The 14,953-nt window shown below is 66.0% G+C and carries 15 protein-coding genes; 6 read left to right on the forward strand and 9 right to left on the reverse strand.

The window, feature by feature from the left end; all coding sequences use genetic code 11:
* Positions 1–70: 70 nt before the first annotated feature.
* The gene (gene kstD / locus A5697_RS17290; protein WP_068011528.1) at positions 71–1,753 is read left to right on the forward strand and encodes a 3-oxosteroid 1-dehydrogenase; all 1,683 of its coding nucleotides are present in this window, start codon (positions 71–73) and stop codon (positions 1,751–1,753) included.
* Between the two features lies 1 nt (position 1,754).
* Positions 1,755–2,615 (forward strand): MaoC/PaaZ C-terminal domain-containing protein, encoded by an 861-nt coding sequence (locus A5697_RS17295; RefSeq protein ID WP_068011480.1) that lies wholly within the window; start codon positions 1,755–1,757, stop codon positions 2,613–2,615.
* A 108-nt stretch (positions 2,616–2,723) separates the two neighbouring features.
* Here A5697_RS17295 and A5697_RS17300 read toward each other — a convergent pair whose 3' ends face one another.
* The 7 genes from A5697_RS17300 to A5697_RS17330 all read right to left on the reverse strand — a co-directional run bounded on the left by A5697_RS17300 (position 2,724) and on the right by A5697_RS17330 (position 9,623).
* Entirely contained in the window at positions 2,724–3,563 is an 840-nt protein-coding gene (locus A5697_RS17300; protein ID WP_067943221.1) for a hypothetical protein, read from the reverse strand.
* 126 nt (positions 3,564–3,689) lie between these two features.
* Complete coding sequence (locus A5697_RS17305; RefSeq protein ID WP_067943223.1) at positions 3,690–4,859, reverse strand: lipid-transfer protein; 1,170 nt, start codon at positions 4,857–4,859, stop codon at positions 3,690–3,692.
* On the reverse strand, positions 4,859–5,260 hold the full coding sequence (locus A5697_RS17310; protein WP_067943225.1) for a MaoC family dehydratase: 402 nt from the start codon (positions 5,258–5,260) through the stop codon (positions 4,859–4,861). The genes A5697_RS17305 and A5697_RS17310 overlap by 1 nt, the downstream gene beginning before the upstream one ends.
* Positions 5,257–6,210 carry a bifunctional MaoC family dehydratase N-terminal/OB-fold nucleic acid binding domain-containing protein gene (locus A5697_RS17315; RefSeq protein WP_068011481.1) on the reverse strand — a complete coding sequence of 318 codons (954 nt, stop codon included), beginning with the start codon at positions 6,208–6,210 and terminating at the stop codon, positions 5,257–5,259. The genes A5697_RS17310 and A5697_RS17315 overlap by 4 nt, the downstream gene beginning before the upstream one ends.
* Positions 6,207–7,370 (reverse strand): acyl-CoA dehydrogenase FadE29, encoded by a 1,164-nt coding sequence (gene fadE29 / locus A5697_RS17320; protein WP_067943230.1) that lies wholly within the window; start codon positions 7,368–7,370, stop codon positions 6,207–6,209. Before fadE29 ends, A5697_RS17315 begins: the two co-directional genes overlap by 4 nt.
* Positions 7,361–8,374, reverse strand: a complete 1,014-nt coding sequence (locus tag A5697_RS17325) for an acyl-CoA dehydrogenase family protein (RefSeq protein WP_067943232.1) — start codon at positions 8,372–8,374, stop codon at positions 7,361–7,363. The genes fadE29 and A5697_RS17325 overlap by 10 nt, the downstream gene beginning before the upstream one ends.
* A gap of 7 nt (positions 8,375–8,381) precedes the next feature.
* Entirely contained in the window at positions 8,382–9,623 is a 1,242-nt protein-coding gene (locus A5697_RS17330; protein ID WP_068011482.1) for a cytochrome P450, read from the reverse strand.
* A gap of 122 nt (positions 9,624–9,745) precedes the next feature.
* On the opposite strand from A5697_RS17330, the gene A5697_RS17335 reads away from it, so the two are divergent.
* From A5697_RS17335 to A5697_RS17350, 4 genes are all read left to right on the forward strand, one after another.
* Positions 9,746–10,909 carry a steroid 3-ketoacyl-CoA thiolase gene (locus A5697_RS17335; protein ID WP_067943236.1) on the forward strand — a complete coding sequence of 388 codons (1,164 nt, stop codon included), beginning with the start codon at positions 9,746–9,748 and terminating at the stop codon, positions 10,907–10,909.
* Between the two features lie 7 nt (positions 10,910–10,916).
* Complete coding sequence (locus tag A5697_RS17340) at positions 10,917–11,303, forward strand: hypothetical protein (RefSeq protein WP_068011483.1); 387 nt, start codon at positions 10,917–10,919, stop codon at positions 11,301–11,303.
* Positions 11,304–11,312: 9 nt separating this feature from the next.
* Positions 11,313–11,765 carry a nitroreductase family deazaflavin-dependent oxidoreductase gene (locus tag A5697_RS17345; protein WP_067943241.1) on the forward strand — a complete coding sequence of 151 codons (453 nt, stop codon included), beginning with the start codon at positions 11,313–11,315 and terminating at the stop codon, positions 11,763–11,765.
* 384 nt (positions 11,766–12,149) lie between these two features.
* On the forward strand, positions 12,150–13,034 hold the full coding sequence (locus A5697_RS17350) for a hypothetical protein (protein ID WP_156673341.1): 885 nt from the start codon (positions 12,150–12,152) through the stop codon (positions 13,032–13,034).
* Positions 13,035–13,201: 167 nt separating this feature from the next.
* Here the strand turns inward: A5697_RS17350 and A5697_RS17355 are convergent, their stop codons facing one another.
* Together A5697_RS17355 and A5697_RS17360 are read right to left on the reverse strand one after the other, a co-directional pair.
* Positions 13,202–14,107 (reverse strand): SDR family oxidoreductase, encoded by a 906-nt coding sequence (locus A5697_RS17355; protein WP_068011485.1) that lies wholly within the window; start codon positions 14,105–14,107, stop codon positions 13,202–13,204.
* A 14-nt stretch (positions 14,108–14,121) separates the two neighbouring features.
* Positions 14,122–14,907 (reverse strand): SDR family oxidoreductase, encoded by a 786-nt coding sequence (locus A5697_RS17360; RefSeq protein ID WP_197501041.1) that lies wholly within the window; start codon positions 14,905–14,907, stop codon positions 14,122–14,124.
* Positions 14,908–14,953: the final 46 nt, after the last annotated feature.

Here is a 14,953-nt window from a genome sequence, read left to right on the forward strand (position 1 = left end):
GCGGAAGTCTCCTCATTCGTGTGACCGGCCCAGTAGCGCCCGGCCCGGGCAATTCTATAACGTGTTCTACATGACAGCACAGGAGCTCGACGTCGTCGTGGTCGGGAGCGGCGGAGCCGGCATGGTCGCTGCCCTTACCGCCGCTCACCGGGGCCTTTCCACAGTAGTCATCGAGAAAGCTGCGCACTTTGGGGGCTCGACCGCGCGGTCGGGTGGGGGCGTCTGGATTCCCAACAACGAGATCCTCAAGCGTGACGGCGTCCGGGACAACCCCGAGGCGGCCCGGACCTACCTGCACGGGATCGTCGGCAACGTCGTCGAGCCGGAACGCATCGACACCTACCTCGACCGCGGACCCGAGATGCTGTCGTTCGTGCTGAAGCACACGCCGCTGAAGATGTGCTGGGTTCCGCGCTACTCGGACTACTACCCGGAGGCGCCGGGCGGGCGCGCGGAAGGCCGCTCGATCGAACCGAAGCCGTTCGACGCCCGCAAGCTCGGACCCGACGAGGCCGGTCTGGAGCCGGCATACGGCAAGGTGCCGCTCAACGTGGTTGTGATGCAACAGGACTACGTGCGGCTGAACCAGCTCAAGCGACACCCTCGGGGCGTGCTGCGCAGCCTGAAGGTCGGCGCCCGCACGATGTGGGCGAAGGCGACCGGTAAGAACCTCGTCGGCATGGGCCGGGCGTTGATCGGCCCACTGCGGATCGGGCTCCAGCGGGCGGGCGTTCCGGTGTTGCTCAACACCGCGCTGACCGACCTGTACGTCGAGGACGGCGTGGTGCGTGGGGTGTATGTCCGCGATAGCGGGGCATCCGAGTCGTCGGAGCCGCGCCTCATCCGAGCCCGGCGCGGGGTGATCCTCGCCTCCGGCGGCTTCGAGCACAACGAACAGATGCGCGTGAAGTACCAGCGCGCGCCGATCACCACCGAGTGGACCGTGGGCGCTAAGGCGAACACCGGCGACGGCATCGTGGCCGCCGAAAAGCTGGGTGCCGCACTGGAACTGATGGAAGACGCCTGGTGGGGCCCCACGGTTCCGCTGGTGGGCGCACCGTGGTTCGCGCTGTCGGAACGCAATTCGCCGGGATCGATCATCGTGAACATGTCGGGCAAGCGGTTCATGAACGAGTCGATGCCCTACGTCGAGGCCTGCCACCACATGTACGGCGGGGAATTCGGCCAGGGGTCGGGGCCGGGCGAGAACATTCCGGCGTGGCTGGTGTTCGACCAGCAATACCGCGACCGCTACATTTTCGCGGGATTGCAGCCGGGGCAACGCATTCCCCGCAAGTGGCTGGAGTCCGGGGTCATCATCCAGGCCGACACGCTCGAGGAGCTCGCCCAAAAGGCCGGCCTTCCGGCGGCCGAGTTTCAGGCCACGGTGCAGCGATTCAACGGCTTCGCCCGGTCCGGCGTCGACGAGGATTACCACCGCGGCGAGAGCGCGTACGACCGTTACTACGGCGACCCAACCAACAAGCCCAACCCCAACCTCGGCGAGCTCACGCACGCGCCGTACTACGCCGCCAAGATGGTGCCCGGAGACCTGGGCACGAAGGGCGGCGTCCGCACCGACGTCCACGGCCGTGCGCTGCGCGACGACGGATCGATCATCGAAGGCCTCTACGCCGCAGGCAATGTCAGTGCCCCGGTGATGGGTCACACCTACCCGGGCCCGGGCGGCACGATTGGCCCGGCCATGACGTTCGGTTACTTGGCCGCACTGCACATCGCGGGGGAAAACTGACATGCCCATCGATGTAGACGTCGCGCTGGCCGCCGAGCTGGATCCGATCGACTTCGCTTGGACGAGCAGCGATGTGCAGCTCTACCACTTGGCGTTGGGGGCCGGCAAGGATCCGATGGATCCGCGCGAACTGCGTTACCTCGTTGACGACACACCGCAGGTCCTGCCGACGTTCGGCAACGTGGCGGCCTCGTTTCACATGACCAAGCCACCGACCGTGCAATTCCCCGGCATCGACATCGAGCTGGGCAAGGTGTTGCACGCCAGCGAGCGGGTTGAGGTGCCCGGGCCGCTGCCGCCCTCCGGATCCGCTCGCGCCGTCACCAGGTTCACCGACATCTGGGACAAGGGCAAGGCCGCGGTGATCTGGAGCGAGACGACGGTCAGCGCGCCCGACGGCACGCTGCTGTGGACCCAGCGGCGGTCCATCTTCGCCCGTGGCGAAGGCGGATTCGGCGGCGAGCGCGGGCCGTCCACGTCGGACCCGGCACCGGACCGGGCGCCCGATGTCGAGGTCGCGGTGCCGATCCTGCCGCAGCAGGCGCTGCTCTACCGGCTCTGCGGGGACCGCAACCCGCTGCACTCCGACCCGGAATTCGCTGCGGCTGCAGGCTTTTCGCAGCCCATCCTGCACGGCCTGTGCACGTACGGCATGACGTGTAAGGCCATCGTGGACACGCTGCTGGACGGCGACGCCGGCGCGGTGGCCGCCTACGGTGCACGCTTCGCCGGTGTGGCGTTCCCCGGGGAGACGTTGCGCGTCAACGTCTGGAAGGAAGATGGGCGTTTCGTGGCCAGCGTTGTCGCTCCTTCGCGCGACAACGCGGTGGTCTTGAGCGGCGTAGAGCTGGTGCCGGCGTAGGTTTCTTCCCCGTGCGCCGCCGACCCGCCGACCCGCCGACCCGCCGTCCCGCCGTGTCCACCGAGTGTGAAGTTAGCTTCACATTGGGCCTCGAGTGTGAAATTAGTTTTACGCTCGACCGGCACGAGCCGCGCGCACCCTGTGGATGATGTCGCGGGGCCGGTCACCGGTGACCACCCTTATTACGATCCAGCCGCGTCGCTGCAGCATTTCGGCCCGACGAATATCCCAGCCATACTGACGGCGATCAGTCCGATGATGATCACCGTCATACTCGACCGCGACTTTGACGTCCTCCCAGCCCATGTCCAGATAGGCGATCGCACTGCCGAATTCATTGAGCACTGGAATCTGCGTCTGCGGCCTCGGCAGGCCCGCCTGGATCAGCACGATGCGCAGCCAAGACTCCTTAGGAGACTGCGCCCCACTGTCGAAGAGTGCGACTGCCTCCCTTGCCTGGACGATGCCTCGGCGGCCTGAGTACCTTTCCACGAGCAGCTCGACATCCGCCGTCTTGATTTGGGTTGCACGAGCCAATGCATCAATGCCGGCAACCGCCGCAATAGTCGGATACCAGCAGCCTAGGTCCAGGGCGGTCCTGGCTGCCGACGTCACCGAGATGCCCCCTATGACAACAGTTTCATCTTCCTCAACGCGGTCTCCATGAACTCTGATCCCAGCGTGACGGTGGCGGTTGTCGTGAAAAAGGTCAACCACGGCCGCGTCATCGACCCATTTGCTCCCGTGCAGCGCCGCGGCGGAGAACCCGGCGACCACGCCCTGACGCCCAGTCCACAACCATCCGGCCCTGGCGCGCAGAGTGGCCGTCACTTCTGCATCCCGACTGACGTACACGTCGCGGAAAAGTCGGGTGTAACCAGCGCTCAGCTGGCCTCTAGTCAAAGCGCCTCGGGCAACGGCTTCACTGCCAAGGAACGGCTCCCCCATGACGGGAGCGTTGCATGAGTCAAGCGCAGCGTCACTTCACTCATGAGTGTGAAGTTAGTTTCACACTCGACGACCAGCGTGAAACTAACTTCACACTCGGCGGGAAGGGGTGAGGCCTAGAAAGCGCTAGCCCAGGATCAAGCCCGACGTGGGGACGCCCGTGCCCGCGGTGACGAGGACGTGTTCGACGTCGGGTACCGGGTTCACCGACGTACCGCGCAATTGCCGCACACCCTCGGCGATGCCGTTCATGCCGTGGATGTAGGCCTCACCGAGCTGACCGCCATGCGTGTTGATGGGAAGCCGGCCGCCAACTTCGATCGCGCCGTCGGCGATGAAGTCCTTGGCCTCGCCCTTGCCGCAGAATCCCAACTCCTCCAACTGAATCAGCGTGAAGGGGGTGAAGTGGTCGTACAAGATTGCGGTCTGGATGTCCGACGGCCGCAGGCCGGATTGCTGCCACAGCTGCTTCCCCACCACGCCCATCTCGGGCAGGCCCAGTTCCGGTCGGTAGTAGCTGACCATCGTGTACTGGTCGGGACTGGAGCCCTGCGATGCCGCCTCGATGACGGCCGGTCGCTGCTTGAGGTCGCGCGCCCGCTCGGGTGAGGTCACCACGATCGCGACCGCGCCGTCGGTTTCCTGGCAGCAGTCCAGCAGCCGCAGCGGCTCGGCGATCCACCGCGAATTCTGGTGGTCCTCAATGGTGATCGGCTTCTCGTAGAAGTACGCCTTCGGGTTCTTGGCGGCGTGCTTGCGGTCGGCCACCGAGATGGCGCCGAAGTCGCGGCTGGTCGCGCCGGACAGGTGCATGTAGCGCTGGGCGATCATGGCGACTTGCGCGGCCGGTGTGGAGAGGCCGTGCGGGTAGGAGAAGGAATTGTCCGCCGCGGTCGAATCCGCCTGCGCGCGAGCGTCTCCCGCCAACCGGGTCTGGACCTGGCCGAACCGCATGCCCGACCGCTCGTTGAACGCCCGGTACGCCACCACGACGTCGGCCACCCCGGTGGCGACGGCCATCGCCGCCTGCTGGACGGTCGCGCACGCGGCGCCGCCGCCATAACCGATCTGCGAGAAGAACTTCAGATCACCGATGCCGACCGCGCGGGCCACCGCGGTCTCGTTGTTGGTGTCCATCGTGAAGGTGGTCAGCCCGTCGACGTCCGAAGGCGAAAGGCCCGCGTCGTCCAACGCGTCCAGCACCGCCTCGGCCGCCAACCGCAATTCGCTTCGGCCGGAGTCCTTCGAGAAGTCGGTGGCGCCGATGCCGACGATCGCGGCCTTGCCCGACAACATCAGGAATCTCCCATCGTTAACGTCACTGTCGCGATGACGTGGTCACCAAGGCTGTTGCGGCCGAACACCTTCACGGTGATCAGGCCGTCGTCCACGGCGGTCACCTCACCGGAGAAGGTCACGGTGTCGTAGGCGTACCACGGCACCCCGAGCCGCAGCCCGATCGATTTGATCAGCGCCGACGGGCCGGCCCAGTCGGTGACGTAGCGCTGCACCAGCCCGGTGTCGGTCAGGATGTTGACGAAGATGTCCTTCGACCCCTTGGCCTGTGCCAGATCGCGGTCGTGGTGCACGTCCTGAAAGTCCCGCGTGGCCAAGGCCGTAGAGATGATAAAGGTGGGATCACCGTGCAGCTTCAGCTCCGGCAGTACGGTGCCCACTTCGATGGTCGGGGCGCTCATGCGTCTGGCTCCCATGCGTACAGGGTCCACTCGGGGCCGGCGTCACCGGCCGGGAAGTCGATATAGGTTGCGCGCACCGGCATTCCGATCGTCACAGAGCCCGGGTCCGCGCCCCGCAGCTCGCCCAGCATCCGCACGCCCTCTTCGAGCTCGACCAACGCGATGACGAAAGGCAGCGTGCGCCCGGGCACCTTCGGTGCGTGGTGCACCACGAAACTGAAGACCGTGCCCTTGCCGCTGGCCACCACGTAGTCGATCGGGGCGGCCTTGTCCTGCCAGACGGCGGGCACCGGCGGGTGCTGCAGGCTGCCGTCGGGCCGCCGCTGGATCCGCAGCTCGTGCTCCTTGACGCCCTCCCAGAAGAACGCCGTGTCGCGCGACGACGAGGGACGCATCATGGCATCGGGGTCGAGATCCGTCGGCACCGACGACGCCTGCTCAGCGGTCTCACGCGGCCTGAATTTGAGGATGCGCCAATTCATCTCGGCGACGTCCTCGTCCCCGACCCTCCAGATGATGTGCTGGTTGATGAAATAGCCCTCGCCCAAACCGGTCTGCTTGGGTCCGACTACGTCACCCATCTCCGAGGTGATGCTGACGTGCTCGCCCGGCTGCAGGTAACGGTGATAGGTCTGCTCACAGTTCGTGGCGACGACGCCGATGTAACCGGCGTCGTCGAACAACTGCATGATCGGACCCATCGGGTCGTCCTTAGGCCGTTCCCCGCTCAGGCCGAACATGGTCCACACCTGAATCATGGCCGGCGGGGCCACGATTCCCGGGTGTCCGACGGCTCGCGCGGCAGCCTCGTCGACATAGATCGGGTTGACGTCGCCGATGGCCTCCACCCAGTTGTTGATCATCGGCTGGTTCACCGGATCGCGGCCGGCGCGCGGCTTCGGACCCCCGGCCGCCTTGATCTCCGCGATCGCTTCCTGGATGTCGGTCACCTGGGCACCCTCGGCACTTTGAGGCCGGCGGCCGCGATCATTTCCCGCATGACTTCGTTCACGCCTCCACCGAAGGTGATCACCAGGTTGCGCTTGGTCTGCGAGTCCAGCCAGTTGAGCAGCTCGGCGGTCTCCGGCTCGGCCGGGTTGCCGTACTTGCCGACGATCTCTTCGGCGAGCCGGCCGATGTACTGAATACGCTCCGTGCCAAAGACTTTCGTCGATGCGGCGTCAGCCACGTTGATGTCCTCGCCGGCGGCGGCGACCTGCCAGTTCAGCAGCTCGTTGATCCGCCACATCGCGTGGATCTCACCGAGCGCCCGCTTGACGTCGGCGTGGTCGATCGGTGTGACGCCGTCGGCACCCGGCTTCGACGCCCAGGCCTGCACCCGGTCGTAAATGCCGGCGGTGCGGCCCGCGGGGCCCAGCATGACCCGTTCGTTGTTGAGCTGGGTGGTGATCAGTTTCCACCCGCCGTTCTCCTCGCCGACCAGCATGTCGGCGGGCACCCGGACGTCGTTGTAGTACGTGGCGTTGGTGTGGTGGGCGCCGTCGGACAGGATGACCGGCGTCCAGGAGTAACCGGGATCCTTGGTGTCGACGATCAGGATCGAAATACCCTTGTGCTTCACGGCTTCCGGGTCCGTCCGGCAGGCCAGCCAGATGTAGTCCGCGTCATGCCCGCCGGTGGTCCACATCTTCTGGCCGTTGACGATGTATTCGTCCCCTTGCCGCACGGCGGCGGTCCGCAGGGAGGCCAGGTCCGTCCCCGCCTCGGGCTCGCTGTAGCCGATCGCGAAGTGCACCTCGCCGGCCAGAATCGCCGGCAGGAACTTCTTCTTCTGCGCCTCGGTGCCGAACTGCTGCAGGGTCGGGCCGACCGTCTGCAGCGTCACCGCGGGCAGCGGCACGTCGGCCCGATGCGCCTCGTTGACGAAGATCGACTGCTCGATGGGGCCGAAGCCCAAGCCGCCGAATTCCTTTGGCCAACCGACCCCGAGCTTGCCGTCCCGGCCCATCCGCCGGATCACCGCGCGGTAGGCCTCGTTGTGACGGTCCTGCTCCATCGCCTTCATCTCGTCGGACGAGATCAGGTTCGAAAAGTATTCCCGCAGTTCCGCCTGCAGCTGACGCTGCTCCGGAGTCAGGTCTATGAACATTGCGCTCCCACCAGATCGAGACGATGAGAAGGCCCGCCCAGCAGCCGGGTCAGGTCTTTGATTGTGGAGTAGTACCGGTGCATCGGGTAGGTGATGTCCATGCCCATGCCGCCGTGCAGGTGGTGGCAGGTTTGCATCACCGGCGGCGCCTGCGAGGCGACCCAGTATCCGAGCACATCGAGGTCGTCGTCAGCGTCCCGTCCTTCGGACAATCGCCAGACGACCGACTTGGCCGCCAAATCGATGGTGCGCGAGGCGATGTACACCTCGGCGAGCTGGGCGGCCACCGTCTGGAACGTCGACAGCGGCTTGCCGAACTGCTTGCGATTGGCCACGTAGTCGGCGGTGAGGCGCAATGCCCCGGCCACCAATCCGTCGGCGTAGGCACCGATCGCCGCCAGGGCCAACTGGTTGACCCGGGGCGCCGTCGCGTCCGCCAGCACGTCGGAGTCGGCGACCGCGACGTCGGCGAACGTCACCGTGTACTCATCGGCGCCGCTGGATGTCGGAGTCTGGATGAGCTGCACACCGTCGGCCTTCGGCGACACGACGACGACCGCGCTGTCGGCGGTGACGATCATCCAATCCGCTTGCCCGGCATAGCCGACACCGACCTTGGTACCCGACAGCCGGCCGTTGGCGAAGGTGGTCGACGGCCGGTCGGGCAGCGCGGCGCCCGGCTCGTTGAGCGCGGCCGTCAGCACGCCGCCCTTCGGGACGCCGGCCAGGAACCGATCCTGCTGTTCGTCGGAGGCCAGGTCGAGCAGCGGCACCACGCCGAGGCCGAGCGTGACCAGCGCCGGCGTAATGGCGCCGTGGCGACCCACTTCTGTCAGCACCGTGGCGACCTCGGGCAGGCCCACGCCGTCGCCGCCCAGGCGCTCGGGGACCGGCAGTGCGGGCACGCCCCCACTGACCAGTGCGTCCCAGCTCAGGTCGCGGTCCAGAACGGACGTCACCACATCGGCGACGGCCTGTTGCGTCGCAGTGAGATTGAAGTCCATCAGGACGTCACCGAGTTGCGCCGGTGTAGTCGACCTGCCAGTGCTTGATCCCGTTGAGCCAACCGGACCGCAGTCGCTCCGGCTCACCGATCGGCTTGAGGTCCGGCATGTGGTCGGCGACCGCGTTGAAGATCAGGTTGATGGTCATGCGGGCGAGGTTCGCGCCGATGCAGTAGTGGGCGCCGGTGCCGCCGAAGCCGACGTGGGGATTCGGATCGCGCAGGATGTTGAAGGTGTGCGGGTCGTCGAAGACCTCTTCGTCGAAGTTGGCCGACCGGTAGGACATCACCACCCGCTGACCCTTCTTGATCTGCACGCCGGCCAACTCGGTGTCCTCGTTGGCGGTGCGCTGGAAGGCCGATACCGGGGTGGCCCACCGGATGATCTCGTCGGCGGTGGTCGATGGGCGCTCCTTCTTGAAGAGCTCCCATTGATCGGGGTTGTTCGCCATGGCGATCATTCCGTGGGTGATCGAGTTGCGAGTGGTCTCGTTGCCGGCCACCGCGAGCATGACCACGAAGAAACCGAACTCGTCGTCGGAAAGCTTCTCACCCTCGATGTCGGCCTCGATGAGCGTGGTGACGATGTCGTCGGTGGGGTTTTTGCCCCGCTCCTCGGCCATGGCCATCGCGTACGTGATCAGCTCCATCGACGACTGCGCGGGATCGACGTGGGCGTACTCGGGGTCGGTGCCACCGGTCATCTCGTTGGACCAGCGGAAGAGCTTGTCGCGATCCTCCTGGGGAACGCCGAGCAGGCCCGCGATGGCTTGCAGCGGCAGCTCGCACGAGACCTGTTCGACGAAGTCGCCGCTACCCTCGCTCGCCGCGGTCTTGGCGATGTTCTGGGCGCGCTGGGCCAGTTCGGCTTCCAGCCGTCCGATGGCCCGCGGCGTGAAACCGCGGGAGATGATCTTGCGCAGCCGGGTGTGGTGGGGGGCGTCCATGTTGAGCATGACGCTGCGCTGCAACTCGACCTGCTCGCGCTTCATCTCCGGCGGCCAGGTCGGGATGGCGCCGTTCAGCCAGCTCGAGAAGATGTCGCTGCGCTTCGAGACCTCCTTGACGTCGGCGTGCTTGGTAACGAGCCAGTACCCGTGGTCCTCGAACCCACCCGAGCCGTTGGGGATGTCGACCCAGTGGATCGGCTCCGCCTTGCGCAGCCAGGCGAGTTCCTCAACGGGCAACCCTGCGAGGTTGACGTCCGGGTCGAGAAAGTCGAAGTCGGCGGGAATGTTGGGGGGTGCCATGATGTGTGCGCTCCTCAATTGCAACGTGTTCTAGTGCCAGTAAAACACGGCTCCTGCGCAGATAAAAGGCAGGTCACCATCGTCGCTTGTCAGACTAATGAAACGTGTTCTAGCCTGACGGAATGGGTAACCCGGTAATCGTCGAAGCCACCCGCAGCCCCATCGGCAAACGCAACGGATGGCTGTCAGGCCTGCACGCCACCGAGCTGCTTGGTGCGGTGCAGAAGGCACTGGTGGAGAAGGCCGGCATCGACGCCGGCGACGTCGAACAGGTGATCGGCGGCTGCGTGACGCAGTTCGGCGAGCAGTCCAACAACATCAGCCGGGTCAGCTGGCTGGTCGCCGGGCTGCCGGAGCACGTTGGCGCCATGACCGTGGACTGCCAGTGCGGCAGCGGACAGCAGGCCAACGGCCTGGTCGCCGGTCTGATCGCGGCAGGCGCCATCGACATCGGCATCGCCTGCGGCATCGAGGCGATGAGCCGCGTCGGGCTGGGCGCAAACGCCGGTCCCGACCGCAGCATCCTGCGGCCCGCGTCGTGGGACATCGACCTGCCCGACCAGTTCACCGCGGCCGAGCGGATCGCCAAGCGGCGTGGCATCACCCGCGAAGACATCGACGAATTCGGTTACCAGTCGCAGGCCAAGGCCAAACGGGCGTGGGAGGAGGGCCGCTTCGACCGCGAGATCTCCCCGATCGAGGCGCCGGCGCTCGACGAGAACAAGCAACCGACGTCGGAGCGGGTCACCATCTCCCGCGACCAGGGCCTGCGCGACACCACCCTCTCGGGCCTGAGCTCGCTGAAGCCGGTCATCGAGGGTGGGATCCACACGGCGGGAACGTCGTCGCAGATTTCCGACGGGGCCGCGGCCGTGCTGTGGATGGACGAGGACAAGGCCAAGGCGCTCGGATTGCGGCCGCGCGCCCGCATCGTCAGCCAGGCGCTGGTCGGCGCCGAGCCCTACTACCACCTGGACGGCCCGGTGCAGTCGACGGCCAAGGTGCTGGAGAAGGCCGGCATGAAGATGGGCGACATCGACATCACCGAGATCAACGAGGCGTTCGCGTCGGTCGTGCTGTCCTGGGCCCGGGTGCACAACCCGGACATGGACAAGGTGAACGTCAACGGCGGCGCCATCGCGCTGGGCCACCCGGTGGGCAGCACCGGCAGCCGGCTGATCACCACCGCGCTGCACGAACTGGAGCGCACCGACCAGAGCACCGCGCTGATCACCATGTGCGCGGGCGGTGCCCTGTCGACCGGCACCATCATCGAACGCATCTAGCCTCTCGGTGCTCGTCTCCGAAGAGAGCCGCGTCGCCGCGGCGCGGGCTTACATCGACGCGCTCGTCAGCCATGACGGTGACTCCGTTCCGTTCGCTGCCGGCTGCACCCGGATCGAGCAAGGCATCAAGAACGGGTTCTCCGGAAACCACTTGCGCCGCAGCCTCAGTCGCGGAGCTCAGTACCGATTGCTTGCGGACACGACCCCGCCGGAATACCGGATCGACGGCGACCGGGTGCACGCGGCATACATCGTGCTGACCAAGGCGGCGTTCGCGGGTCGGCGGCTGGCCGCACGAGTCGACGAGACCTTCGTCATTCCGGCCGAAAGCTCAAGCGGCAAGGCCGAAATCCACCACATCAAGGTTCGCTTCCAACCTTTTGTCCAGCGCTAAGGGAAAATCATGCCTAAACCGAAGCCACGCTCTTTGAATGCGCCCTGGGTCGGCTTCATCATCAAATGGATGGCCAAGGGCAACACGTGGATCTACCGACTTAGCAACGGAAGATTCGGCGGCACCTTCCAGAATGCACCGGTCGCACTGCTCACCACGACGGGACGAAAAACGGGTGAACCGCGGGTGAGCCCGCTGCTGTATCTACGCGAAGGGAACCGGGTGGTATTGGTCGCTTCGAAGGGCGGCAGCGACAAGCACCCGCTGTGGTACCTCAACCTCAAGGCCAATCCCAAAGTCTCCGTGCAGATCAAGGACGAGGTACTGCAACTGCAGGCCCGCGACGCCACCGAGGCCGAGCGCGCGGAGTACTGGCCGAAGCTGGACGCCATGTACCCGTCGTTCGACGACTACCGGTCGTGGACCGATCGGGTCATCCCCATCGTCATCTGCGACCCGTAACGGCAGACACGTGCCACAGGGATTCGGCGACTCGCGCCGTCTCGCCTTAGCGCTGAAATACTTTGCCCGCGAGCACATTTCGATATACCGCGTTACCAATGCCCGGTGGCGCCCGGTTGCTGTGGTTCCCGGCGGCGCTGCTGACCACGATCGGACGCAAATCGGGTAAACCCCGGCCATGGTTTGACGGCGGCCACAGCGAGTCGCCTCGTTCTGAGGTCACCGATCCTTCGGAAACGCATTGATCTGGCAGGCACCAGTTCGCCGCGGGTTGGCCGAAAGTGTAGGGAAATCCCTTATTGGTCCGGCCACCCTGGCCGCCATAGGCTGCAAAAAGTTTGAGGCGTGCGACCTTGCGTCGCACACACTTCGGGAGGCACTGCCGTGGCTAAGCGAGTGACAAAACGTTTCGCAGTCCTGACCGCCGCGGCATGTCTGTTCGGAATCGTCGGTGCCACACCATTGATGGCGCCGACCGCCAGCGCCGACACGCTGCCGAATGGCTACAGCGTGACCTGTACGCCCAACGGTCCGCACGAGCCGACCTGCATCGTCTCCGGGTGCCCGCGCGTGCACGGAGACGAGGCCGGCGACGTGATCCACCTCAACGGCAAGGGTTATTTCATGCAACCCGAGCTCAGCAAGGGGTGCAACAACACCGCGTCCTTTATCATCCCTGCAAGTACGACGCCGCAGACCTTCTCGATCCAAGGTTGTCGCAAGCACTTCCCAGGTACGGATGATTGCGGCGCCTGGTCGGACTACACGTATGTGCCACCTGCGGCGGCGGCACCTCCCGCACCAGCGCCCGCGCCGGCGCCAGCACCGGCGCAGTTGCCCGTGCGATGCACCGGCGGACCGGACGCGGGAAAGACTCTTCCTCCCGGCTCGAATTGCCCCGGAGATCCGGCTCCGGTGAAATGCCCTACCGGCTCGGTGACCGACACCGTCCCAGCCGGCCAGCAATGCGGCGCGCCGACGAACGCCGTCGCGGTGAACATCTCGCGGAATGGATTCAATGCCCGCGTGGCTATCACCAACAACTCCAGCCTGCCCGCCAAATGCAGCTACACGGCTACGAAATCCAGCGGATTCGGGCCGCAGGAGGTCGATAGAAGCATCGACGTCGCTGCGAACAGCACCGGTACGATTACCGACATGTTGTGGCCCCCCTTGGGAACCAGCTATGACACAACGGTCAAGTGCACGGTCAACTACAACAACAAGCAGACCTCTATCGGTCAGTCCAGCCAGAAAGTCAGCGGCTGACGATCGATCGCGGTAGCCGAGTACGACATCTACGAGGTGTTCCGCACCGGCAACGCTGCGACCATCGATGCCGTGCTTCAGACCGGTCTCAGCCAGGTCGACTCGGCTTTGGCACAGTTCCCCAACGCAGTGTTCGACAACCTGGTCACCGCGCTGGGGAGTTCACCCTAAGCCCCGTAGACCGGAACCGGCGGGCGCGCCTTGGCGAGCAGATCGGCGACCACCGGCCCCAGTTCCGCAGGATCCCACTTCGCGCCCTTGTCGATCTGCGGTCCGTGCGCCCAGCCCTCGGCGACCCGGATCTTGCCGCCCTCGACCTCGAACACCTTCCCCGTGACGTCGCGAGACTCGGCGCTGCCCAGCCAGACGACCAGCGGTGAGATGTTCTCCGGGGCCATGGCGTCGAAATCCTGGTCCTGCGTTGCCATCATCTCGGCAAAGACGGTCTCGGTCATGCGGGTGCGCGCCGACGGCGCGATGGCGTTGACGGTGACGCCGTAGCGGCCCATCTCCGCGGCGCCGACCAGCGTCAGCGCCGCGATGCCGGCTTTGGCCGCGCTGTAGTTGCCCTGGCCGACGCTGCCCTGCAGGCCGGCACCCGAACTGGTGTTGACGATCCGCGCGTCGACGGTCTTGCCCTCTTTGGACAGCCCGCGCCAGTACGACGCGGCGTGCCGCATCGTGGCGAAGTGGCCCTTCAGGTGCACGGCGATGACGGCGTCGAACTCCTCTTCGCTGGTGTTGGCCATCATCCTGTCGCGCACGATGCCGGCGTTGTTCACCAGAACGTCCAGGCCCCCGAAGGTGTCGACGGCGGTCTGGATCAGGCCCGCGGCCTCGTTCCAGTCCGCGATGTTGAATCCGTTGGCGACGGCTTCCCCACCGGCCGCGGTGATTTCGTCGACCACGCCCTGCGCGGCGCTGCCGCCCCCGGCGGGCGAACCGTCGAGACCCACCCCGATGTCGTTGACCACAACGCGGGCGCCTTCGGCGGCGAAGGCGAGCGCATGCGCGCGACCGATGCCGCCGCCCGCTCCGGTGACGATGACGACGCGGCCGTCAACCACTCCCATTGTTCGTGTCTCCTCTACTTGATCGCACTGGCGTTCGTCGTGGCCAGATAGTGCGGCGGCTCACCGCCGCCGTGCACCTCCAGCGACGCGCCACTGATGTAGGACGCTGTGTCCGACGCCAGAAACGCTGTGGCCCAACCGATGTCCGCAGGCTTGGCCAGCCGGCCCAGTGGCACGTTCTTTGAGATCGCGGCGATGGACTCGGCGTCGCCGTAGAAAAGTTCGGATTGCTCGGTCTCGACCATGCCGACCACGCAGGCGTTCACCCGGACCTTCGGCCCCCACTCCACCGCGAGGGTCTGCGTGAGGCTTTCCAGGCCGGCCTTGGCCGCCCCGTAGGCGCCGGTGCCGGGCGATGGCCGCCGACCGGACAGGCTGCAGATGTTGATGATCGAACCACCGCGGTCCTGATTTTGCATTTGAGCGTTCGCGTGTTGTGAAACCGACAGCGCGCCAATCAGGTTGAGCTCGATGATCTTGCGGTTGAACTTCGCGCTGGACTCCGCGGTCAGCACGTACGGCGAACCGCCGGCGTTGTTGACCACGACGTCGAGCCGGCCGTGTTCGTCGACGATGGAGTCGATCAGTGCCTTGACGGCGTCGTCGTCGCGGATGTCGCACGAGTGGAACTCATAGGGCAGGCCCTCGACGGGCCGCCGTGCGCAGGTGATGACGGTCGCGCCCTGCGCGGCGAAGACCGAACTGATGCCGGCGCCCACTCCGCGGACCCCGCCGGTGACCAGGACCACCCGCCCGGCCAGCCCCAAGTTGATGGCGTCGGGTGCTTCGGCGCGAGTCACTGTGCTAGCGTACCAAGCAAGTGCTTGCTTAGGTAGTTACCCCACA

This window comes from Mycobacterium sp. E3251 (assembly GCF_001666835.1).
GTDB lineage: Bacteria > Actinomycetota > Actinomycetes > Mycobacteriales > Mycobacteriaceae > Mycobacterium.

Bases quoted from the DNA above. Each gene is read 5' to 3' on its own strand.
- A5697_RS17300 (WP_067943221.1), bottom strand. From the start codon at position 3,563: ATGGGGGAGCCGTTCCTTGGCAGTGAAGCCGTTGCCCGAGGCGCTTTG.
- kstD (WP_068011528.1), top strand. From the start codon at position 71: ATGACAGCACAGGAGCTCGACGTCGTCGTGGTCGGGAGCGGCGGAGCC.
- A5697_RS17325 (WP_067943232.1), bottom strand. From the start codon at position 8,374: ATGGACTTCAATCTCACTGCGACGCAACAGGCCGTCGCCGATGTGGTG.
- A5697_RS17295 (WP_068011480.1), top strand. From the start codon at position 1,755: ATGCCCATCGATGTAGACGTCGCGCTGGCCGCCGAGCTGGATCCGATC.
- fadE29 (WP_067943230.1), bottom strand. From the start codon at position 7,370: ATGTTCATAGACCTGACTCCGGAGCAGCGTCAGCTGCAGGCGGAACTG.
- A5697_RS17310 (WP_067943225.1), bottom strand. From the start codon at position 5,260: ATGAGCGCCCCGACCATCGAAGTGGGCACCGTACTGCCGGAGCTGAAG.
- A5697_RS17335 (WP_067943236.1), top strand. From the start codon at position 9,746: ATGGGTAACCCGGTAATCGTCGAAGCCACCCGCAGCCCCATCGGCAAA.
- A5697_RS17330 (WP_068011482.1), bottom strand. From the start codon at position 9,623: ATGGCACCCCCCAACATTCCCGCCGACTTCGACTTTCTCGACCCGGAC.
- A5697_RS17345 (WP_067943241.1), top strand. From the start codon at position 11,313: ATGCCTAAACCGAAGCCACGCTCTTTGAATGCGCCCTGGGTCGGCTTC.
- A5697_RS17305 (WP_067943223.1), bottom strand. From the start codon at position 4,859: ATGTTGTCGGGCAAGGCCGCGATCGTCGGCATCGGCGCCACCGACTTC.
- A5697_RS17355 (WP_068011485.1), bottom strand. From the start codon at position 14,107: ATGGGAGTGGTTGACGGCCGCGTCGTCATCGTCACCGGAGCGGGCGGC.